General features: G+C 42.9%; 23 protein-coding genes. 16 read left to right on the forward strand and 7 right to left on the reverse strand.

Features of this window, described 5'->3' with window-relative positions; genetic code table 11:
• The first annotated feature begins 55 nt into the window (after positions 1 to 55).
• The 3 genes from AAHB15_RS18025 (at position 56) to AAHB15_RS18035 (ending at position 2,081) form a co-directional block, all read left to right on the forward strand.
• Positions 56 to 1,075: a thiazole biosynthesis adenylyltransferase ThiF gene (locus AAHB15_RS18025; protein ID WP_335573621.1), complete on the forward strand. Its 1,020-nt coding sequence runs from the start codon at positions 56 to 58 to the stop codon at positions 1,073 to 1,075.
• Positions 1,076 to 1,383: 308 nt separating this feature from the next.
• On the forward strand, positions 1,384 to 1,692 hold the full coding sequence (locus tag AAHB15_RS18030; protein WP_335573620.1) for a YwdI family protein: 309 nt from the start codon (positions 1,384 to 1,386) through the stop codon (positions 1,690 to 1,692).
• A 17-nt stretch (positions 1,693 to 1,709) separates the two neighbouring features.
• Positions 1,710 to 2,081: a DUF423 domain-containing protein gene (locus AAHB15_RS18035; RefSeq protein WP_098527720.1), complete on the forward strand. Its 372-nt coding sequence runs from the start codon at positions 1,710 to 1,712 to the stop codon at positions 2,079 to 2,081.
• A 69-nt stretch (positions 2,082 to 2,150) separates the two neighbouring features.
• Here AAHB15_RS18035 and gerQ read toward each other — a convergent pair whose 3' ends face one another.
• Positions 2,151 to 2,624, reverse strand: coding sequence for a spore coat protein GerQ (gene gerQ, locus AAHB15_RS18040; protein ID WP_335573619.1), 474 nt, complete (start codon positions 2,622 to 2,624; stop codon positions 2,151 to 2,153).
• A gap of 329 nt (positions 2,625 to 2,953) precedes the next feature.
• Positions 2,954 to 3,697: a hydrogen peroxide-dependent heme synthase gene (hemQ, locus tag AAHB15_RS18045; protein WP_342043024.1), complete on the reverse strand. Its 744-nt coding sequence runs from the start codon at positions 3,695 to 3,697 to the stop codon at positions 2,954 to 2,956.
• Between the two features lie 259 nt (positions 3,698 to 3,956).
• On the opposite strand from hemQ, the gene pta reads away from it, so the two are divergent.
• Both pta and AAHB15_RS18055 read left to right on the forward strand, forming a co-directional pair.
• Positions 3,957 to 4,928 carry a phosphate acetyltransferase gene (gene pta / locus AAHB15_RS18050; protein ID WP_098527723.1) on the forward strand — a complete coding sequence of 324 codons (972 nt, stop codon included), beginning with the start codon at positions 3,957 to 3,959 and terminating at the stop codon, positions 4,926 to 4,928.
• Positions 4,929 to 5,059: 131 nt separating this feature from the next.
• The gene (locus AAHB15_RS18055) at positions 5,060 to 5,905 is read left to right on the forward strand and encodes a lipoate--protein ligase family protein (protein ID WP_335573617.1); all 846 of its coding nucleotides are present in this window, start codon (positions 5,060 to 5,062) and stop codon (positions 5,903 to 5,905) included.
• Positions 5,906 to 6,279: 374 nt separating this feature from the next.
• Here the strand turns inward: AAHB15_RS18055 and AAHB15_RS18060 are convergent, their stop codons facing one another.
• Complete coding sequence (locus tag AAHB15_RS18060) at positions 6,280 to 7,059, reverse strand: RsfA family transcriptional regulator (RefSeq protein WP_335573616.1); 780 nt, start codon at positions 7,057 to 7,059, stop codon at positions 6,280 to 6,282.
• Between the two features lie 324 nt (positions 7,060 to 7,383).
• On the opposite strand from AAHB15_RS18060, the gene AAHB15_RS18065 reads away from it, so the two are divergent.
• From AAHB15_RS18065 to AAHB15_RS18075, 3 genes are all read left to right on the forward strand, one after another.
• Entirely contained in the window at positions 7,384 to 7,605 is a 222-nt protein-coding gene (locus AAHB15_RS18065; RefSeq protein WP_007087472.1) for a DUF1450 domain-containing protein, read from the forward strand.
• 293 nt (positions 7,606 to 7,898) lie between these two features.
• Positions 7,899 to 9,194, forward strand: a complete 1,296-nt coding sequence (locus tag AAHB15_RS18070) for an HD domain-containing protein (RefSeq protein ID WP_335573615.1) — start codon at positions 7,899 to 7,901, stop codon at positions 9,192 to 9,194.
• Between the two features lie 104 nt (positions 9,195 to 9,298).
• Entirely contained in the window at positions 9,299 to 9,802 is a 504-nt protein-coding gene (locus AAHB15_RS18075) for a YwgA family protein (RefSeq protein WP_144566200.1), read from the forward strand.
• A 142-nt stretch (positions 9,803 to 9,944) separates the two neighbouring features.
• Here AAHB15_RS18075 and AAHB15_RS18080 read toward each other — a convergent pair whose 3' ends face one another.
• Entirely contained in the window at positions 9,945 to 10,130 is a 186-nt protein-coding gene (locus AAHB15_RS18080) for a 2-hydroxymuconate tautomerase (protein WP_144566071.1), read from the reverse strand.
• A gap of 194 nt (positions 10,131 to 10,324) precedes the next feature.
• Between AAHB15_RS18080 and AAHB15_RS18085 the strand changes: the two genes are divergently transcribed.
• Complete coding sequence (locus AAHB15_RS18085; RefSeq protein WP_335573614.1) at positions 10,325 to 10,978, forward strand: site-2 protease family protein; 654 nt, start codon at positions 10,325 to 10,327, stop codon at positions 10,976 to 10,978.
• A gap of 15 nt (positions 10,979 to 10,993) precedes the next feature.
• Positions 10,994 to 11,506, forward strand: coding sequence for a YwhD family protein (locus AAHB15_RS18090; protein WP_335573613.1), 513 nt, complete (start codon positions 10,994 to 10,996; stop codon positions 11,504 to 11,506).
• Between the two features lie 211 nt (positions 11,507 to 11,717).
• Here AAHB15_RS18090 and AAHB15_RS18095 read toward each other — a convergent pair whose 3' ends face one another.
• The gene (locus AAHB15_RS18095; protein ID WP_335573612.1) at positions 11,718 to 13,784 is read right to left on the reverse strand and encodes a transglycosylase domain-containing protein; all 2,067 of its coding nucleotides are present in this window, start codon (positions 13,782 to 13,784) and stop codon (positions 11,718 to 11,720) included.
• A gap of 223 nt (positions 13,785 to 14,007) precedes the next feature.
• On the opposite strand from AAHB15_RS18095, the gene speE reads away from it, so the two are divergent.
• The 6 genes from speE to AAHB15_RS18125 all read left to right on the forward strand — a co-directional run bounded on the left by speE (position 14,008) and on the right by AAHB15_RS18125 (position 18,895).
• Entirely contained in the window at positions 14,008 to 14,835 is an 828-nt protein-coding gene (speE, locus tag AAHB15_RS18100) for a spermidine synthase (RefSeq protein ID WP_335573611.1), read from the forward strand.
• A gap of 195 nt (positions 14,836 to 15,030) precedes the next feature.
• Positions 15,031 to 15,903, forward strand: coding sequence for an agmatinase (gene speB, locus AAHB15_RS18105; RefSeq protein ID WP_144566066.1), 873 nt, complete (start codon positions 15,031 to 15,033; stop codon positions 15,901 to 15,903).
• 237 nt (positions 15,904 to 16,140) lie between these two features.
• Positions 16,141 to 16,575 carry a DUF1934 domain-containing protein gene (locus tag AAHB15_RS18110; RefSeq protein WP_446715885.1) on the forward strand — a complete coding sequence of 145 codons (435 nt, stop codon included), beginning with the start codon at positions 16,141 to 16,143 and terminating at the stop codon, positions 16,573 to 16,575.
• The gene (gene argS / locus AAHB15_RS18115) at positions 16,572 to 18,242 is read left to right on the forward strand and encodes an arginine--tRNA ligase (RefSeq protein WP_335573609.1); all 1,671 of its coding nucleotides are present in this window, start codon (positions 16,572 to 16,574) and stop codon (positions 18,240 to 18,242) included. The genes AAHB15_RS18110 and argS overlap by 4 nt, the downstream gene beginning before the upstream one ends.
• A gap of 139 nt (positions 18,243 to 18,381) precedes the next feature.
• Positions 18,382 to 18,582 carry a hypothetical protein gene (locus AAHB15_RS18120; RefSeq protein WP_342043025.1) on the forward strand — a complete coding sequence of 67 codons (201 nt, stop codon included), beginning with the start codon at positions 18,382 to 18,384 and terminating at the stop codon, positions 18,580 to 18,582.
• A gap of 133 nt (positions 18,583 to 18,715) precedes the next feature.
• Complete coding sequence (locus AAHB15_RS18125; protein WP_335573608.1) at positions 18,716 to 18,895, forward strand: H-type small acid-soluble spore protein; 180 nt, start codon at positions 18,716 to 18,718, stop codon at positions 18,893 to 18,895.
• 31 nt (positions 18,896 to 18,926) lie between these two features.
• Here AAHB15_RS18125 and uvsE read toward each other — a convergent pair whose 3' ends face one another.
• Together uvsE and cls are read right to left on the reverse strand one after the other, a co-directional pair.
• Positions 18,927 to 19,883: a UV DNA damage repair endonuclease UvsE gene (gene uvsE / locus AAHB15_RS18130; RefSeq protein ID WP_335573623.1), complete on the reverse strand. Its 957-nt coding sequence runs from the start codon at positions 19,881 to 19,883 to the stop codon at positions 18,927 to 18,929.
• A gap of 15 nt (positions 19,884 to 19,898) precedes the next feature.
• The gene (gene cls / locus AAHB15_RS18135; protein WP_342043026.1) at positions 19,899 to 21,101 is read right to left on the reverse strand and encodes a cardiolipin synthase; all 1,203 of its coding nucleotides are present in this window, start codon (positions 21,099 to 21,101) and stop codon (positions 19,899 to 19,901) included.
• Positions 21,102 to 21,108: the final 7 nt, after the last annotated feature.

Raw genomic sequence — 21,108 nt, forward strand, 5'->3', positions numbered from 1 at the left:
AATTTTGGTGCACTTCAAGTAAGGCGAGTTTTTCTTATCGATTGGGGGGGATTTTATGAATGAGCGCTATTCACGGCAAGTCCTTTTTTCTGGAATCGGAAAGGGAGGACAAACAAAGATTAGGCAGAAGCATGTCCTCATCATTGGGGCAGGGGCCTTAGGCTCCGGGAGCGCGGAGGTGTTAACTCGGGCTGGAGTCGGAAAAATAACCATCGTTGACAGAGATTATGTGGAAGAGAGCAATCTTCAGCGCCAGCAACTTTATACCGAAGAGGATGTAGCGGAAAAACTGCCAAAAGCGGCTGCAGCGGAGAAACGGCTCCGGGCAATTAACTCAGATGTAGAGATACAGGCAATAATCGGCGACGCTACCCCGGAGCTGCTGGAAGAATTGGTTGCTGGTATTGATTTGATGATGGATGCGACCGATAATTTTGAAACCCGGATGGTTATGAACGATGTTTCCCAGAAATACAATATTCCGTGGATTTATGGTGCCTGCGTCGGCAGCTTTGGGATGAGTTTTTCGATTATCCCCGGGAAAACTCCATGTTTGAATTGTTTACTGCGGACCATCCCGCTTCAGGGAATGACTTGCGATACGGGAGGAATTATATCGCCCACTGTGCAAATGGTCATCGCCCAACAAACCGCTGAGGCTTTGAAGATGCTGGTCGAGGACTGGGAAGCAGTCCGGACTACCTTTGTCAGCTTTGATTTATGGCGGAATCAATACACAAGCCTAAAAATGTCCAAAGCTAAATTTCCCGGCTGCTTGTCGTGCGGCGAGGAGCGGTCCTATCCTTATTTGAACCAAGAAAACATGACCAAGACCTCCGTCCTGTGCGGCCGCGACACCGTGCAGATCCGGCCGTCTAGTTATGGAGATGTTTCCCTCGAGAAGCTTGCGGGACAACTAAATCAGCTAGGTTACCAAGTTAAAGGCAATCCATACTTGATATCGGTTGAAATGGGCGCAGAACGGATGGTTATTTTTCAAGATGGCCGCGCGCTCATCCATGGAACAAAAGATTTGATCCACGCCAAGTCAATCTATCAAAGAATATTAGGTTAAAAGGGAGCCCGGGCCAGGAATGGTTCGGGTTTTAAAGTGGTTTGACAGGGAATTCTACAAAAATAAGGTTGGATTCTACAAAAGTAGGCATAATTCTACGCCAAGAACTAGTGATTCTACAAAACCCCCAACTTATTCTACAAAATATGGTATTTGGTTTCTTAATTGCCCTTAATGGGTGGATATTCCACCTAGAATATGACATGTTTCACGTGAAACATGTCGAATAGCGGATAAGGTCTATTTTTTCGTAAAATAGCCGATAATCATGTAGAATAAATATGAGATTGAACTTAGAGGTGTCGCACATGAATATATCTGTTGAGAAATTACTGGCCAAAATAGAAGAGGAATTAAAATTAGCAAAAACTAGCGCAAAGGAAGAAAACTTGCGGGAAAAGATTTACTCTATTAAAATATTATGCGAACTCATACTAGATGAAAAGCAGATGAGTATGAAGCCTGCTGCAGCAACAGCTCAGCCGGTAATCACACAGCAGGTTTATCGACAGCCATTAATGAATCAACAAGTATTTCAGCAAGGCCCGTCCTTACAGCAGCCTAAAAAGATTGAAATGGATGATGAGGCAAACGGAGATTCACTATTTGATTTTTAAGATGGGGGAATTTTGATATGAAAGCATTTATTATTGTTGGGGCCATTAATGCCTTTTTGGCGGTGGCGCTCGGAGCGTTCGGTGCACATGGTCTAAAGGACAGACTGGATGCCCATTATTTAGAGATTTGGAAAACGGGTGTTACGTATCAAATGTTCCATGCCACCGGAATTCTTATTATTGCGCTGCTTCTCGGCAAAGTGCCAATGAGCTCCCTTTTTAATTGGTCCGGGTGGTTAATGCTCGTGGGGATTATTTTCTTTAGCGGCAGCTTGTATCTTTTAAGCTTAACAAAGGTGGGAGTTTTAGGAGCGATTACACCGATTGGCGGGGTTTGCTTTTTGGCGGCTTGGGTGTTAATGATCGTTGGAGCAGTAAAGAACTTTTAATAGGAAAAACAGGCATTGGGAAAAGTCCCAATGCCTGTTTTATTATCCAGCTTCCCGCGCCTGCTCTATTTATCTTGGCGGGTATGTTCCTAAAGAAGGTCCGGCACCGTATGGATATTCATATTCAATTTCTTCGGAGAAGGTAATATAGTCGACAGCTACCATAGGAATGAGGTATCGTGTGCCGACTTGCGGATCACTTAAGATTACGTGGTCTCGACCGGCTGCTTCAATGATTCCTTTAAACTCTTTGGCATTCCATTGATTGTTTCCTTCAAATGTTGCAAATACACTTACTAATTTTCCTTTGTTCAAGCGGAGAATATTTTCAATGTATGACTGTTCGATTGGCAGCATGCCAGGTGCTGATGCAGCGCCTTGGGGCGGTGCTGTTGGAACACTTCCGGCTCCTGCCGGCGGAAATTGTGGAAAACCTTGTTGACCAGGCATGAAGCCTTGCCCGCCTGCGATTGGCTGTGCACCCTGCTGGCCGGCCGCCCCTGTATAAGGCTGGAATCCTTGTGGATTGTAATATTGGCTCATCTTTTTCCCTCCTATAAAACTCATTCAATAGTATTGTGGATAGACGAATGACCTAACAATTCTATTCATACTCCTTTGAACCCAAAATCGTGACAGTTTTTTTGGCTCTTTTCTCACCTCTTTTTGATGAGACTTTCGGAGCTTAATCTTGAGACTCGCTGTTTAATAAGTATGAGAAAAAAGATTGAATTATGACTGAATGAACTGCTGTTTAAAACAGAAAAAAGTTCTCGAAGCCAAAGCCTCGAGAACTTTAAAAAAAAAATAATTATTGAACCTCGGTAACAGTCTAGCTTCAGCGCCGAATCAAGGCACTGAAGCTTTCTAATTTAAACGTGAAGGAATCTTGGTACGCGTTCTTCCTCTAGCAGATTGCCAACGAAGAAGGCACCAAATTCACCATAACGGGCGCTGACTTCATCAAAACGCATTTCGTATATGAGCTTTTTAAATTGGAGCACTTCTTCTGCGAAGAGGGTAACACCCCATTCGTAATCGTCGAAGCCAACAGAACCGGTGATGATTTGTTTTACTTTGCCAGCATATGTACGTCCGATCATACCGTGGCTGCGCATCAAGCTGCGGCGCTCTTCCATCGGCAGCATGTACCAGTTATCATTGCCTTGACGGCGCTTGTCCATTGGATAGAAGCAGACATGCTTGGCTTTTGGCAATGTTGGGTAAAGGCGTGCAAGGATTTGCGGGTTCTGGTATGGGTCCTCACCTGCTGGCAGATAGTTGCTGAGTTCAACAACGGATACATAGGAATGAGCAGGAATCGTAAACTCTGCTAATTTTGTTTTATTGAATTGGGTTTCGAGTTCGTTTAGTTCCTCCATCGTTGGACGAAGGATCATCATCATAAAATCAGCCTTTTGACCGACGATTGTATATAAAGCATGACTGCCTTCTTTGCGTGCTTGTGTCTCGTTCCAGTTTTCAACAAGACTTAAAAACTCGTGAATGGCGGCCTCGCGCTCATCACTCGGAAGCATTTTCCAAGTTGTCCAATCAACGGTACGGAAATCATGAAGGCAATACCAGCCATCAAGCGTTTGTGCTGCTTCACTCATTATAATCACTCCTAAATAATCATTCTTCTTATTTCCAATCTTAACTATATCATAGTTTGACCAAGTGCCGCCTTAATAAAACCCTAAATGTAGAGAAGTGGATATTTTTATAAAAAAGGGTAAATAGTAAGAGTGAGAGTGTAATTTTTTGAAAACAAAAACTTTTTAATGAAACCGCTACCTGTGACGTACATTGCTTGAAATTTCACCTTGGTAAAGTATGCTAGAAGAGGTAGTTTTTCTAAGGGAGGATATTGTCGTGAGTGATTTATTTGAAGGTTTAAAACAAAAGATTTCTGGCCGTAATTTGCGGATTGTTTTTCCAGAGGGATTAGATGAGCGGATTATTCGTGCAGCCAGCCGTTTGGCTGAAGAAAATTTAATTACACCTATTTTGGTAGGGAACATTGAACAAGTGCAGGCAAAGGCAAACGAGGTTGGCGTTTCTTTGGAGTCTGCAGAAATTTATGACCCTGCTACATATGCAGGAATGGACGAGTTAGTAGCTGCATTCGTTGACCGCCGCAAAGGAAAGGCAACGGAAGAGGATGCCCGCAAAATTTTGCTGGACGAAAATTATTTTGGCACCATGCTTGTGTATTTAAATAAAGCACACGGTCTTGTCAGCGGTGCGGCTCATTCTACGGCCGATACGGTTCGCCCTGCGCTGCAGATTATTAAAACTAAAGCAGGCGTGAAGAAAACGTCCGGTGTGTTCATCATGGTTCGTGAAGATGAGAAATATGTATTTGCTGATTGTGCGATTAATATTGCTCCAGACAGCAATGATTTAGCGGAGATTGCGATTGAGAGTGCAAAAACAGCGGAAATGTTTGATATCGAGCCGCGGATTGCGATGTTAAGCTTTTCTACAAAAGGCTCAGCTAAATCACCGGAAACTGAGCGTGTCGCGGAGGCAGTGGCAGAAGCAAAACGCCGCGATGCATCGCTTGTATTGGACGGAGAATTCCAGTTTGATGCCGCGTTTGTTCCTTCTGTTGCAAAAAGCAAGGCACCTGGTTCTGTGCTGCAAGGGGATGCCAATGTGTTTATTTTCCCAAGCCTTGAAGCAGGAAACATCGGTTATAAAATTGCACAGCGTTTAGGCGGATTTGAAGCGGTAGGTCCGATTTTACAAGGGTTAAATGCACCTGTAAATGATCTATCCCGCGGTTGTAACGAAGAAGATGTGTACAAGCTTGCGTTAATTACGGCTGCACAAGGATTATAATAAAGAATGGGCTGGTCCAAGAAGGGCTGGCTCTTTTTTCTAGGGTCTTAAAGGAGTGAACCTGGCCAGGCTGTTTAAATTCCCTTTTTTTTGATAAAATAAGCCTATTAAACCATTAAGGAGTTACAAAAATGGAAGGTTTACTGCGCCAGTACGAATGGCGGATCATCGACCAGTCGGCGGTTGGGATTCATTTTCAAGCATTACAATCTTTTGGAACGGATGATACATTATGCGCGTCTGTGGGTGCAGGCAAGGCACCGGCAACGGCACGAACGTGGGTGCACCATAATACGGTGGTATTAGGGATACAGGATACGAGATTGCCATTTTTGCAGGAGGGCATTCAATTTTTGACTGCTCAGGGCTATCAGCCGATTGTCCGGAATTCCGGGGGGTTAGCGGTTGTGCTTGATGAGGGGGTCCTCAATATCTCGTTAATTTTTCCAGAGGTTGAAAAAGGGATTGATATCAATCGCGGCTATGATGTCATGTGGCAGCTGATCAAACAGATGTTTGCCGATTTTCCGCAGCCGATTGAGGCCCGGGAAATTGTTGGCTCTTATTGCCCGGGAAGTTATGACCTAAGTATCGGCGGGAAAAAGTTTGCCGGGATCTCGCAGCGGCGTTTAAAACGTGGAGTAGCGGTGCAGATTTATTTGTGCGTCAATGGGAGCGGCTCAAAGCGGGCTGAACTGGTAAGGGGATTTTACCAGCTTGCAAAAAAAGAGATGGAAACGAAATTTGTTTATCCGGAGGTTGTTCCTGCGGTGATGGCCTCGCTGTCGGAATTATTCGGTGTTGAATTGACGATCTCCGATGTGATGCTGCGGTTACTTAAGCAGTTAAAAATGAATAGTGATTATTTGTATGCTGGGCAGCTGAATGAGTTTGAGCTTAGTTTGTTTCCGGGGTACTATCAACGTGTCGTTGACCGAAATGAAAAAATTGCTGAAATGGTGAATTTAAAAGGTTAATCTGGCGTTAAATGGGCAATTTCCTTATAAGAAAAGCGGAAGCGCCTTGGTCAGCCCCGATATAGGGCGACTTGTCGACTGGCCGGCGAATGAGGGCCAGAGACTAGTCGCCCTTAATGCGTACAGAAAGCAATAGCTTTCTGTAGCCAAGCATAAGACGAGCCGTCCGAAAGGTTGCTTTTTAACCTTTTGGACGGAATGGCTGTAGACCATCGAGGGGCTAGGCGCTGGAGCTAGACAATTCTCAAAGTCAAAAACTTATATACATTCTTATCTTTTAAAAAAGCCGTAAATCTTTTCGGTAGATTTACGGCTTTCTATATTAAGTGCTGCTGCGCTTTGCCTCTTCTCCCAATAATTCTCTGGAAAGATGCTTACTCGGCTACTTTTTCGAGGTTGCCGTTACGGTCCATTTTGAATTTAGTAGCGGGTCTTTCCTCTTCTTCAAACAATACAAGTTTACGGGCACGATTCATGATTTTCATCAGCGTCTCGTAATCTTCCTGAATGGTTTCGGTATTCTGCTCCAGCCCTTCGATCTTCGCGGCCATTTCCTCGTTTTGCTTTCTTAACTCAAGCATTTCTCTTTTCAATCTTTCATTCTCACTTTTTAGTGCTTCATTTTGCAGATTGGCATGATGAAAGTTTTGCAAATAAGAGATAACGGCATCAAGTGAAAGTCCTCCAGTTGCTGCAGCGGTTCGATAGCTTGGTACTGCAGGTGCTGCTGGTTTCACATAGGTTTCAGCAGCGATTTCTGTCTGCATATCTGGCATATCTGGCATATCTGACATTTCCGGCATGTCAATGGTTGTTTCCATCGGCATTTCCATATGCAGTGGTGCTAGTGTTTCTATTTCATCTGTAGCAGGAACTGGTGGATTGTAGAGCAGCTTTTTCTTGCCGCCTTGGTCTTTGCCTAACACTCTTTGTCTTTGTTTGCGTTGCTTTTTCGCTAATTGCAATGCTTTTTCATAGCGATGGCGGACGACTGCGTTCCATCTGAAGCCACAGGCTGCCGAGGTGCGGTTAAGTTTATCCCCTACCTCCTCGAAAGCATTTAGCTGGGTGCTGCCTTCTCTTACATGACGAAGAACAGTTTCAGCTAAAAGTAAGTCATTTTCATCTGTCCATGCATCTTGACGAACTTTCATATTTTTCAACTCCCTAAATGAATTTTCCAATTTGTCAGCTCCATTGACTGACGATATTTTAAAGTTCTAGTCTTAGGATGGACAAGTTTTTCAGGGTTTATACCAAAATGAATACAAGGATAGTAGATTTTTTAACTAAAAGATTCAAGAGTGTTTGACAAGAGTTACTAATGATTTCAGCTTGCATTGAAAAAAAAGAACCTGTAAAATGACCTATGGAGTTAGACGGTTTGTAAGATAATTGTATTTAGCAAATTACTAATGGTGTTAATTGGATAAAATAGTGAGTAGATAATAGATTGCCGATAGAAAGGGGTGGATGAAATGTCCAATGAATTTCGCGTTTGCGATGATTGCCAGGCCGTTAATTTAAAGACATTGATCCCTCGTTTGAAAGAAATTGACCCGGATGCGGAAATCAAAATTGGCTGCCAATCCTATTGCGGCCCCGGCCGGAAAAAGACTTTTGCCTTCGTTAACAACCGCCCTGTTGCTGCATTAACAGAAGAGGAATTAATGGAGAAGGTAAATAAAAAGATTAAGTAAAGCTGCGGCTGAAGAATAGATCAAGAATAAGATAATCACCTCCGTCCCACTAGACCAAAGGTGATTTTTTCTTTTTAGTACTAGTGCCTGACACCCTTTATCACCTGTTAATAGTAGAAATAGTGCTTGTCACCATTGGTAATCTCTGTGTATTGTAAATGGTGCCTGACACCTATTGATGTCGAAAAATCCTGCGGAATTTTGTTGGTTTTTGGTATATAATAGGAATAATGATTTCACTGGCCGATTGGCAGTAGGAAAGTAAGCATTTGTTTTGAGGAAGAGGGTATTCCATGCAATATTCGGCTGAAAAGTTAACGGAAGAAAAAGTGTTTAAAGACCCCGTTCATCGCTATGTCCATGTCCGAGACCGAGTGATTTGGGATCTAATCGGAACAAAAGAATTTCAGCGTCTGCGCCGGATTAAGCAGCTCGGAACAACTTTTTTAACCTTTCACGGTGCAGAACACAGCAGATTTAACCATTCTCTCGGAGTTTATGAAATTGTCCGCCGTATGATAGACGATGTCTTTGCCGGCAGACCGGAATGGAACAATGACGAACGCTTGCTTACACTATGTGCGGCGCTTCTCCACGACCTTGGGCATGGCCCATTTTCCCACTCATTTGAAAAAGTATTTGATTTTGACCATGAAGACTTAACCCGTGCAATCATTTTAGGAAATACAGAAGTCAATAAGATTCTTCAAAGGGTTAGCCCTGATTTTCCGACGCAGGTTGCTGAGGTCATAGCCAAAACCTCTGCAAAAAAGCTTGTTGTCAGTATGATTTCCAGTCAGATTGATGCCGACCGGATGGATTACCTGCAGCGGGATGCCTATTTTACCGGTGTCAGCTACGGTCAATTTGATATGGAACGGATTTTACGGGTAATGCGCCCTAGAGAAGAGCAGGTCGTGATTAAAAAAAGCGGCATGCATGCGGTTGAGGACTATATTATGAGCCGCTATCAGATGTACTGGCAGGTATACTTCCATCCTGTCTCTCGATCTGCGGAAGTGATTTTAACGAAAATCCTTCACCGCGCCAAGTATTTATATGAGAATAACTACTCTTTTAAGCTTGAGCCGATCCACTTTACATCTTTGTTCAAAGAGCAAGTGACATTAGAAGACTATTTAAAATTGGATGAGTCTGTGTGTTTTTATTATTTTCAGATCTGGCAGGAAGAGCAGGATCCGATAATAAGCGACCTTTGCCGCCGCTTTGTTAACCGCAATCTATTTAAGTATGCGGAATTTGACCCTGCTAAGGAATATAAAAAACTTGCTGAATTAACCGTTTTATTTGAAAAAGCGGGAATTGATCCTGACTATTATTTGGTGGTTGATTCATCATCGGACTTGCCTTATGACTTCTATCGTCCAGGCGAGGAGGAAGAACGGCTGCCGATTCATTTGTTAATGAAAAATGGGGAATTACGAGAGCTTTCCCGTGAATCAGAAATCGTCGATGCCATTTCCGGAAAGAGGAGAACGGACCATAAACTCTATTACCCGGCTGACTTCCTAGTAGACGATTCCAACCAAAGTGAACTTAAAAAGCAAATGCGTGCCCTATTGGAATAGAAATGGTGCCTGACACCATTAGAGATCTTAGCATAGTAAAAATATGAGAAATGGTGCCTGACACCGATAGAGATCTGTTTAGATGGAGTAGGAGATGACGAATGTTGTTAAAAGATCATGCTAAGCTGATGCAGGCGATTTTGGTTTCTGGTGAGATTACTGGGAGAAAAAAGCTGCAGAAGATGATATATATTGCGAAGAAGGTAGATTTCCCTTTTCAGGAGCGATTCCAGTTTCACTTTTATGGTCCCTATTCAGAGGAATTAACGACCAGAGTAGAAGAACTTTGTAATATGGGATTTTTAAATGAGGTAAAAGAGAAGAAGGGCGGATACTACCAATATCGCTATACGCTGACAGACTCGGGGAAAGAGTTTTTAAGCTTAAATGAAGTGGAGATGCCGTGTTTAGAGGATTGCTTTATTGATATGAACGAGCAAAATGCTAGATTCCTCGAGCTAGTTTCAACCGTTTTGTATTTTGATAATCTCACAAAAGAAGAAGTTGCCGATAAAGTGTTCACTTTAAAGGCAAGTCAGCGCTACACAATAGATGAAATTGATGAGGCCTATCAATACATTGAAACCCTAAAAGGTAAAGTTCAATAAAATTCAAAACCGCCGGGTTTAGGTCATGATGAAGACCGAACCCAGGCGGTTTTTTTGGTGGATAGAAGAAGCAATATTGTGAAAACTTCACATGGTGCCTGTCACCGTTGCTCCTATTTCTAGTAATTTCACGGTGTCTACTTTATTTATCGCTTGCGCGGACGCCGGCTACTGCGTAGTGGTTTTTGCTCATTTCTTCGATGAAGACGGTGATTTTTTCTTTTGGGGCACCTGTTGTTTCGCTGACGGCGTCAGTTACTTTTTCAACCAATGCGCGTTTTTGGTCTTCGCTGCGTCCTTCAAGCATCTTAACTGTTACATATGGCATCTTTCTTTCCTCCTTTTAAATGAACTACTAGTAGTGTTTCACAAACCCATGAAAAGTGCAATATAGTGCGCACTTTTGATTTTCTTTTTACAAGCGGTATCAGTTATACTTAAAGAAATACAGAAGGAATGGTTCAAATGAAACATGGTTTAGCCATTCCTCTTAGCGGTTTATACTAAGGAAGGAGAAATGAAATGGATGGATTCCACTTGGCCTACCCACTGCGGTTAATTCCCTATGTGGCGATTACCTTAATTTTTGCCTTCACGTTTCATGAATTTGCCCATGCATATGTTGCCTATAAATTTGGCGATAATACGGCCAAAAAACAAGGCCGCCTTACCCTAAATCCGTTTAAGCATCTAGATCCGATTGGAACAATCCTTATTTTCCTGGCGGGATTTGGCTGGGCACGTCCGGTACCAGTTAATCGTTTTTATTTTAAAAAGCCGCGTCTTGCCGGCATCCTAGTTTCAGCAGCTGGCCCACTTTCAAATCTTATCCTAGCCTCGCTCGGTTTTATTGTCGGATATGGCTTGATGCGTTTCAATGTAACGTCTTCTGCTCATTTTGATGAATTCCTAATGATTTTTATTAATTTAAACATCGTTTTGTTCATCTTCAATCTGATTCCACTTCCGCCGCTCGATGGCTACAGAATACTAGAGGACCTTGCGCCTCATCATGTTCGTGCGAAAATGACACAATACGAACAGTACGGAATGCTGATTTTTTTAATTCTCGTGATTACCCCGCTCGACCAATTTACCATACAGCCTATTTTTAGTTTCGTCGTCCCAGGGGTAAGGGAAGGATTAAGCAATTTCTTCTATACACTGTTTTTTTAGGAGGGTTATATTTTAATGGAAGAAAATAAGAAAAAACTTGGTTTTAATATTATCAAAAAAAGTGACCCGATGGATGGTCATAAAGGATTTGGAAAAGGGGCATTGAGCCTTGATAATGTATCACCGGTGTTTATTGATATTGAGGCAGGCGAGGCCGAGATTGATATCGGCGCCATGCATGCCCGCAGTGCCGTGGAAAAAGGGATTAAATTTTTGCCAAATAAAGAAGAAGTTCCGAATGGTAAGCCTTATTGGCTGGTTTGGGTAACGATTGACCGCAATGAGGAAGGCCCTTATTATGCAGGTGTGACTGCTTGCTATATGACCGTTGACCGTGAAATCCGCCGTGGCTACAAATCTTTGCCGGAGCATGTCAACCGTATGGATAAATCCCTTAAGCGTCATATTATCGTCGATGTGATGGATGACCCTTCTAAAAAGGTATTGGCAGATTTCTTGCGTGCACACAACGAGGTATTATGGGAGAACTCTACTGAGGAACTAAAGAAGGGACTCCTAGGAGAATAATTTTTTTAGAAAAATATGCAAGTTAAATTCTTGAAGTTTTTTCTAAAAATAAGGTAAGATATAGTCAGTGTGAAAGCACTGTAAAACTAGGACAAGAAAAGCTCCGGAGCAATCCGGAGCTTTTCTATTTTCTCATATAAGTATAGTAAAAACTTGACTTCGAAAAACGTTCAGCCCAGTTAAAAAGTCGCTAACCGGGCCTTCTGCTTTTCTATTCCCAAGGCATTATTTTCTTATACCAAGGTACCTTTTTCTCCTCTGTATTCTTCTTGTTGCCGTGAGGAGCGTTCTTTAAGTGATCAGTGCAATATTCGGTTGGCTCGGTCCCTTTGACGAAATACGTAAATCGGCGGACAGGGCAATCCTTTGTCGCCAGTTTTCCGTTATCCGGATCAACGTACAGCCCGATTACACCCTCTTTTGGTGCTTTAAATGCCTTAACCGGCTTCCCTTTTAGGGCATCCTCCATAAAATTGGCCCAAATTTTCTTGGCGTATGTTTTTTCGGCAACCATTTCAATAGGCTTTCCGACGTCATAGCCTGCCCAGACAGCTGTAACCAGCTGAGGCGAGTAGCCAATCATCCAGCTGTCCGTTTCCGTTGAGCCGGATTTTCCTGCATACGGCCGAGTGATATTTTTGCTAACCGTGCTTCCGGTTACCTTAGCATAGCCGTTTAACTTTGAATCAAAAACCCCCGTTAACATTTGTGTCATGACGTACGCACGAGCTGCATTTAAAACCCGTTCATGATGCTCGTCTTTTTCAAAAATTACATTTCCATTATAGTCTTCCACTTTTGTAATTAGCTCGGGATGAACTTGTTTTCCTCCGTTTGCAAGCATGCTATAAGCATTGGCCATATCAATCATACGGACTCCGGAGGTACCTAAAGCAAGTGACGGCACCTCCGCCATTTTTGTAGACAAACCGAATTTTTTTGCTGTCTCAATTAGGGTATCTTCGCCTAAAAATAAATGTGTTTTGACGGCAAATATATTGTCAGACACGGCAAGAGCCTGGGCAAGCGTGATTTCCCCATTTGCATATTTGTTATTAAAGTTATGTGGTGTGTAATCGGCCTGACCATTATCAAAATGAAACGTTGTATACTCGCTCCGCATCGTTGACGATGGGGTAAAGCCATGCTCAAGGGCAGCATAATACAACAAGGGCTTAATGGTTGAGCCAGGCTGCCTGATTGCTTGAACGGCACGGTTAAATGGACTTTTTTCATAATCCCGGCCGCCAACCATTGCTTTGACATCGCCGGTTTTCGGATCCATTGCGACAAGACCGACTTGAATTTCAGAGGAGCTGGCTACCTTTTCTTTGATTTGCCTTTCAGCTGCTTCCTGCTGCTTTATATTAAGCGTTGTGTAAACCTTTAACCCTCCTAGGGCGATCGTTCGGTCATCTAAATGAAGCTGGTTTTTGAGAGCATTCCGGACGGCATCCTGAAAATAAGGCGCCACTTTAACTTTATGTGTGGTGTGAACGCCTTCTAATCTAAGCGGTGCCCGTGCTGCTGCTTCTGCTTTCTTTTTAGAAATATAGCCGTTTTCAACCATTGTTTTTAAAATAATCGCCTGACGGGTTTTGGCTTTCTCCATGTTGGCGAGCGGTGAGTAGATCCCCGGACCCTTTGGTATTCCCGCGAGCATGCTTGCCTCGGCAAGGGTTAATTGGGAAGCCTTTTTTCCAAAATAATATTGGCTGGCCGCTTCCACCCCATAGGCGCCGTTGCCGTAATAAATGGTATTTAAATAGCCTTCAAGAATGTCCTTCTTGGAATAGTTCATCTCGAGGCGAATGGTATAAAACGCCTCGGTCAGCTTACGCTTCCAGGTTTTATCGTGCTCAAGGAACAGGTTCCGTGCATATTGCTGGGTGATGGTGCTCGCCCCCTGCACTTTGGCAAAGGCTTGAACATCGGCGACAACAGCTCCGGCAATTCGTTTAAAATCAAAGCCGTGATGATGGTAAAAGTTTTTATCCTCGACGGAGACAGTGGCATTGACTAAATCCGGCGAAATATCCTTCATATTGACCCAGTAGCGCTTTTGACCGCTGTTACTTTCACCGATCAAGGTGCCATTGTCAGCGAAAAATAACGTCGATTGCGGGACAGCAAGTGGCGGTGGGCCTAGTATTTTTGCATAGCCAAGAACGCCGGCAAAGAGGATGAGCATACAAATCATGCCTATCAAACTGATGATGATGAATGCCCGCAAATATTTGATTGTCTTTCGAAACCCTTGATCAGTCATGATTTCCATTATGTCCACCACCCCTATTTCCAGCTTTTTTAAAATTAGATAGTAATAGTATTGAAAAAATAGAGTCATTTTAAACATTCATGGAAAAATTCTTTAAATTTTGCTAGACTTTTTCTTATGTTTGTAATTCAATAGTTTGGGTAGCATAAGAAAAAAGCGGAAGCGCCTGTGCTCTTAGTTCATGCGGCCGCTGGACTATATGCGAAATGGAAGGAAGTTGGTCATGTCAATTTGGTTTACAGAAAAGCAAACTGAAAACTTTGGGATCACCATGAAAATCAACAAAACCTTACATACAGAACAAACTGAATTTCAAAAGCTCGATATGATAGAAACTGAAGAGTGGGGCAACATGCTGTTGTTAGACGACATGGTGATGACATCGGTTCGAGACGAATTCGTTTACCATGAAATGGTTGCACACGTACCATTATTCACCCATCCAAACCCAGAGAACGTGCTCGTGGTCGGCGGCGGAGACGGGGGAGTGATCCGCGAAGTCCTAAAGCACCCAAGTGTAAAGAAAGCAACCCTAGTGGATATTGATGGAAAAGTAATCGAGTACTCAAAGAAATTCCTTCCAGAAATTGCCGGCAAGCTTGATGATCCGCGTGTCGATGTACGTGTCGATGACGGATTTATGCACATTGCAAAAAGTGACAATGAGTATGACGTGATTATGGTAGATTCAACCGAACCGGTAGGTCCTGCGGTGAACCTCTTTACAAAAGGATTCTACGCGGGGATTGCGAAGGCGTTAAAGGAAGATGGTATCTTCGTGGCACAGTCGGATAATCCGTGGTTTAAAGCGGATTTAATTCGAAATGTTCAGCGCGATGTAAGAGAGATTTTTGCGATTACCCGTTTGTATGTGGCCAATATTCCAACATACCCAAGTGGTCTATGGGCGTTTACGATCGGTTCAAAGAAATATGATCCGCTTGAGGTTAGAGAGGACCGCTTCCATGATATTGAAACGAAATATTACACAAAAGAACTGCATAAGGCAGCATTTGTGTTACCTAAGTTTGTGGGGGATCTATTAAAGTAAGTGGAATTGTACCCATTCCTTCCTGAAGAGCGGTGTTTTGGTCAGTATAATTATTTATTATGACCAGCGGTTATGTTGAACGGCGTCTGACGGTCACAAAAAATAATAATTGTTCCTATCAGGGTCGATAAAACAAACAAACAGTCACAAAATTCCTTTGTGAACTTGAAATACATAAAAGAGAGGGATAGTAGCATGCGTTTTGATGAGGCCTACTCGGGGAATGTTTTTATTAAAAGTCACCCGAATTTTGAAGAAAGTCAGGTTGTATTATACGGAATGCCAATGGATTGGACGGTGAGCTACCGCCCAGGTTCACGTTTTGGCCCTGCCCGTATTCGTGAAGTGTCCATTGGTCTTGAGGAGTATAGTTTTTACCTTGACCGTGAGCTGGAAGAGGTAAAATATTTTGATGCCGGTGACATTCCACTTCCATTTGGTAATGCACAGCGCAGCCTTGATATAATTGAAGAATTTGTTGATCAGATTCTAGAGGCTGGCAAGTTCCCGCTTGGCATGGGCGGTGAGCACCTTGTATCCTGGCCGGTTATGAAGGCTATGTATAAAAAGTATCCGGATTTAGCGATTATCCATTTTGATGCCCACACGGACCTGCGCGAGGAATACGAAGGAGAACCGTTATCACATTCCACGCCAATTCGGAAAATAGCGGAACATATTGGGCCAAAAAATGTTTATTCTTTTGGAATCCGTTCCGGCATGAAGGAAGAGTTACAGTGGGCGAAAGAAAATGGCATGCATATTTCTAAATTTGAAGTCCTTGAGCCACTAAAGGAAATCCTGCCTACACTGGCAGGCCGTCCGGTTTATGTGACCATCGACATCGATGTCTTAGACCCTGCACACGCGCCAGGAACAGGAACCGTCGATGCAGGCGGAATCACCTCAAAAGAACTGCTGGCATCCATCCATGCAATTGCCCGTTCTGAGGTAAACGTTGTGGGCGGTGACCTAGTAGAGGTTGCACCAATCTATGATCCATCAGAACAAACAGCCAACACCGCCAGCAAACTGATCCGCGAAATGATCCTTGGCTGGGTAAAATAAGTGGTAACAGTGCAAACGGTGCCTGTCACCTTTTATTGTATTTCCACGGTGTTTTGATAGTTTATGGTGCCTGATACCATTGTTTTTGGTGCCTGTCCCTGTGCGGGGCGGGCATTTTTTGATTTGTTGGTTATCTAAGTTTATAATAGGAAAAGTATGCATTTATGTACTTAGGTTAATTATGATGATTAGGATGATGATTTAAAGAGGATGATAAATTCCTTTTTAATAAAGGAAGTGTTAGATTTGTCAAGTTTGTCTAGTACAGAGATTCCAATGAAGATTAATGTGAAAACGACGATTCACCAGCAAGAAGGCTCAGAGACGATTGAGTTGAAGGTGTTTGGCCGCTATTTTGAGAAAGAAGGAGCTTCATTTCTTAAATATGAGGAAGTGCTAGAAGAAGGCACAGTCCGCACCATTGTTAAGGTGGCACCGGACGAAGCACTGATTTTAAGAGGCGGAGCGGTCAAGATGCGTCTGCCATTCAAGTTACATAAAAAACTAAGAGGCAGCTATGAGATGCCGTTTGGGGTATTTGAAACGATGACGATGACAAGAAGACTCAGGGCTTCAAAAGGTCTGATTGATATTCTTTATGATTTCACGATGCAGGGCTCACCTGCTGGCACATACCATATGGAGATAACCTTTCAGGAGGATGAAATATGAATATAGTAGAACAGGTACAAACAAAACTAAAAGAAGAAATCAAAGCGGCAGTGCTGAAGGCAGGCCTAGCTTCAGAAGAACAGATCCCTGATGTCATTCTTGAGATCCCAAAGGAAAAGGCTCACGGTGATTATTCAACCAACATGGCGATGCAGCTTGCACGGGTCGCGAAAAAGGCACCTAGAGTGATTGCCGAGGCATTGGTGGACAATTTTGACCGTACGAAGGCCTCGATTGAAAAAATTGAGCTGGCAGGTCCTGGATTTATCAACTTTTATATGAATAATGCTTATTTAACAGATTTAATTCCGACCGTTCTTCAAGCTGGAGACAACTACGGAGAAACGACGACTGGCAATGGACAAAAAGTTCAGGTTGAGTTTGTTTCAGCGAATCCAACCGGGGACCTGCACCTTGGACATGCCCGCGGTGCGGCCGTTGGTGACTCGCTTAGCAATATCCTGGCGAAGGCTGGCTACGATGTTTCTCGTGAATACTATATTAATGATGCCGGCAACCAGATTAATAATCTAGCGATATCCGTAGAAGCCCGTTATTTCCAAGCGCTTGGCCTCGAGAAAGACATGCCGGAGGACGGCTATCACGGTGCTGATATTATCGGGATTGGTAAAACCTTGGCTGAAGAGTTTGGCGATAAGTATGTAAATGTTCCAGAAGAGGAACGTTTCGAATTTTTCCGTGAGTATGGTTTGAAATATGAAATGGGCAAGCTGCAGAAGGATTTAGAAGATTTCCGTGTCGGCTTTGATGTGTGGTATTCTGAAACTTCCCTTTATAAAAATGGAAAAATTGATAGAGCACTCGAAGCGCTGCGTGAAAGCGGCTATATTTATGAGCAGGATGGAGCAACATGGCTGCGTTCAACTGATTTCGGCGATGATAAAGACCGTGTGCTTATTAAGCAAGACGGCTCTTATACCTATTTAACGCCTGATATTGCTTACCACAAGGACAAACTTGAGCGCGGTTTTGAAAAATTAATCAATATTTGGGGTGCTGACCACCACGGTTATATTCCTCGGATGAAGGCGGCCATCCAGGCCTTAGGATATGACCGCGAGGCCCTAGAGGTCGAAATAATTCAATTAGTTCACCTTTATAAAAATGGTGAAAAAATGAAGATGAGTAAGCGTACCGGTAAAGCGGTAACGATGCGTGATTTGGTCGAAGAGGTTGGCCTCGATGCGACACGTTATTTCTTTGCGATGCGCAGTTCGGATACCCATATGGATTTTGACTTGGATTTGGCTGTGTCCGAATCAAACGAAAATCCAGTATACTATGCTCAATATGCTCATGCACGGATTTCCAGTATCCTTCGTACCGGCGGGGAGCAGGGAATCAGCGTTGATGAGGATGCCGATTTTTCGTTAATTGGCTCTGAAAAGGAAGTTGACCTATTAAAGAAAATTGGCGAGTTCCCGGCTGCTGTCGGTGAGGCCGCACTGAAGCGTGTGCCGCACCGGATCACAAATTATATCTTAGAATTAGCGTCGGCCTTCCACAGTTTTTATAATGCGGACAAGGTGCTTGATAGCGATAATCCAGCCCGTACAAAGGCGCGTCTTGCTTTGGTTAAATCGGTGCAAATTACGCTTAAAAATGCGCTTGCGCTAATTGGCGTTTCGGCTCCAGAGAAAATGTAGATTACAAAAGGCCTCTAGTGTTAGGTAACTATACTAGGGGCTCTTTTTTATGGTAAAAATTATAAATTTATGAGAATGGTGGAAGAGTACGGAGAGATACTAAAGCTGTTTGATGAAAACATAAATGGAGGGATCTTATATGCCACATAGAAGATTGTATCAAGCAGTTCAGCAAGCTCAACAATCACTTCAGCAAATTCATGAAGGACTACAACAATTAACTAACATGGGAATGGGTCAACAAGGGGGCGGCATGCAATTTGGGGGTTTTGCCGGAACAGATGCCCAGCAGGTAAGACAGGATATTTCAAACAATTCCGGTCAAGGATATATGCAATAATCAGTGAGAAGCCCGGCGTAATACTTCCCTAGTTGGGAACATTAGCCGGGTTTTAATTTTTAAAAAGATGAATAGCTTCCAAAAAAATGCAAATATTAAAGATAGAAATTTGAGTAGGGAGTGAACCTAGCAGATGAATGTTGGAAGAGCGAAGGAAATACTAGAATCAGCCGATATGATTAATGTCACCTATGATGGAACCTCAGTCATTATTCAACATGTCGACGAAAATACCAAAATGGCCCGTATTTATACACGACAAGATCCAGAGAATGAAAGAGATGTTCCCGTCCTCAATCTAATTGAAGAGTAAAAAAGAGTCTCCAAAGAAAACGGAGACTCTTTCACTTTATTTCAAGGCTGGCCCCGCTGATTCGCTTAAATCCACGCAATTTGCTTAAATCCTCGACTAATTTTAAGGCTGCCTGATCCTTTGCCTTGGCCTCAATCATAAAATCGATATCCCGGTTGAGTTCACGCAGTAAATTCACAAACGGCATGATGAATTCCGGATCAACAAAATCAGCATGGGAGCGGAACTCCTTCTCATTTTTTGGTGAAGAAATATGGACTTTCGGAACAGCTTCGACAGTTGACCACGTATCAAAAATCTGAGGCAGCAGCTCCTCAAGTGGTACCTCACTAAGATTGGCCATATGATGATGATAATCGAACACCAACGGAATTCCCTCTTTCATACATACAGTTAAGGTTTCTTCAGCTGTGTAAGTTTTATCATCGTTTTCTAAAGTCATCACCTTTTTAATGTGTGGCGGCAAAGTGGTCAGGTTCTCATAAAACCGCGACACTGCGGCCGCCTTATCCCCATAAGCACCGCCAATATGAATATTGATAAGTGCCTGATTCACGATCCCCATCGCTTCAAACATCTGATAATGGTACGTCATATCAATTACGGCATTTTCAGTAATCGTCTTTTTGGGAGAAGTAAACAAGGTAAATTGATTCGGATGAAAACTGACTCGCAAATGATTCCGTTTTACTAAGTCTCCAATTTCCTGCCATTCTTTTAAAAAAGGAGTAGTAAAATCCCAGCGCACCTCTGGATGTGTCGCCAAGGGGACAATCGAGCTTGAGAAACGGTACAATTCAATTTCGTGGGCAAGATTATAGTAAAGCATCCTTAATGTATGCTTAAGATTTAGCTTCGTCACCTCAAGCAATTTTTCTTTGCGCTCTCGGGCAGTAAGCTGTTTGTATCGGGTAAAGGTTAGAGTATGTGCAGGGGAGGCACCCCATAAACTAATCGCATGTGAAACATAGCCGAATCGAATTTTGATCATCAACACTCCCCCTTATAAAAAATGGCTGATAGCTCTTGCCAACGTTTCCTTCACAGACCGCCATAGATCTGGTTTATTAAGGTCCTCTAATGACAGCAGTTTAGAATCAAGGATGTCTTTTTTGATAACCTGCCTCACACGTTCAATAAAGGCTGGATCATAGATATAGCAATTAATTTCTTTATTTAAAAATAAGCTTCGTTTATCGAAATTGGCCGTGCCAATATCACAAATCTTATCGTCAATCAGGATGGTTTTTGCATGATAAAAACCGTTTTGATATTGATAAACCAATGCACCTTCCTTAAGGAGCTTCCTCAAAAAGCGGTAAGATGCCTCTTGGACAAGGATATGATCAGCCGTGTAGGGGACAATGAGCGTAATACTAACGCCGCGCCGCCGTCCTGCAAGTAATTCCTTAAAAATGGATGCGCTTGGAATAAAGTAGGGAGTGCCGATGATAATTGATTTGTCGGCCTTTTTGATTAAATCAATAAAAATTCCTTCTAGCAGTCCGGCCTCGGTTGGGTTAAATTGATGGCGGATACTGCCTTTAGGCAGTTTGGGAAAATAACTCGGTTCGTTTTGCACCTTCTTACTCGAATACTCGTTCCAATCCAGCAAAAACTCACTTTGCAAAAAATTGACGCTTTCGCCGGTTATAATTAACTGATAATCCCGCCATGGACTAAGTTTCGGATCTTCATCGATATATTCTTTGCCAATATTAAAGCCCCCCATAAAGCCCACTTTTCCATCAATAATCGAAATTTTCCGGTGGTTTCGGACTTGTGCTGAATAAAATAGGAAGGGCAGTTTGACTCGATTACTAAACGCTACAAGGACGCCTGCATCCTTTAGTTCTTTAATTTCCTTTTTCTTAATTGTAAAACTGCCAAGACGGTCAATCAGCAAGCGGACCTCAACACCAACCTGCGCCTTTTCTTTTAAAATAGTGAAAAATTCCTGTCCCAAGCTGTCATTCTTCACGATGTAGTACAAAATATGGATATGTTTTTGGGCCTTTTGAAGCTCGGAAAAATACCTGCGGAAAAATTCCTTTCCATGCGCAAAAATGTCTAACTCGCCATGGAGGATGCCGGTCTCGATTTTGCTTGTGATCAAATGATGCTTCCTTCGTCCTAACCTAAAATCTAAGACAAGCCATATAATGATAAGAACAAGCAGTTCGCTCAAAATGAGTACAAATTTCATCGTGAAT

It is taken from the genome of Bacillus sp. OTU2372 (assembly GCF_038440275.1).
Classification (GTDB): Bacteria; Bacillota; Bacilli; order Bacillales; family Cytobacillaceae; genus Neobacillus; species Neobacillus bataviensis_B.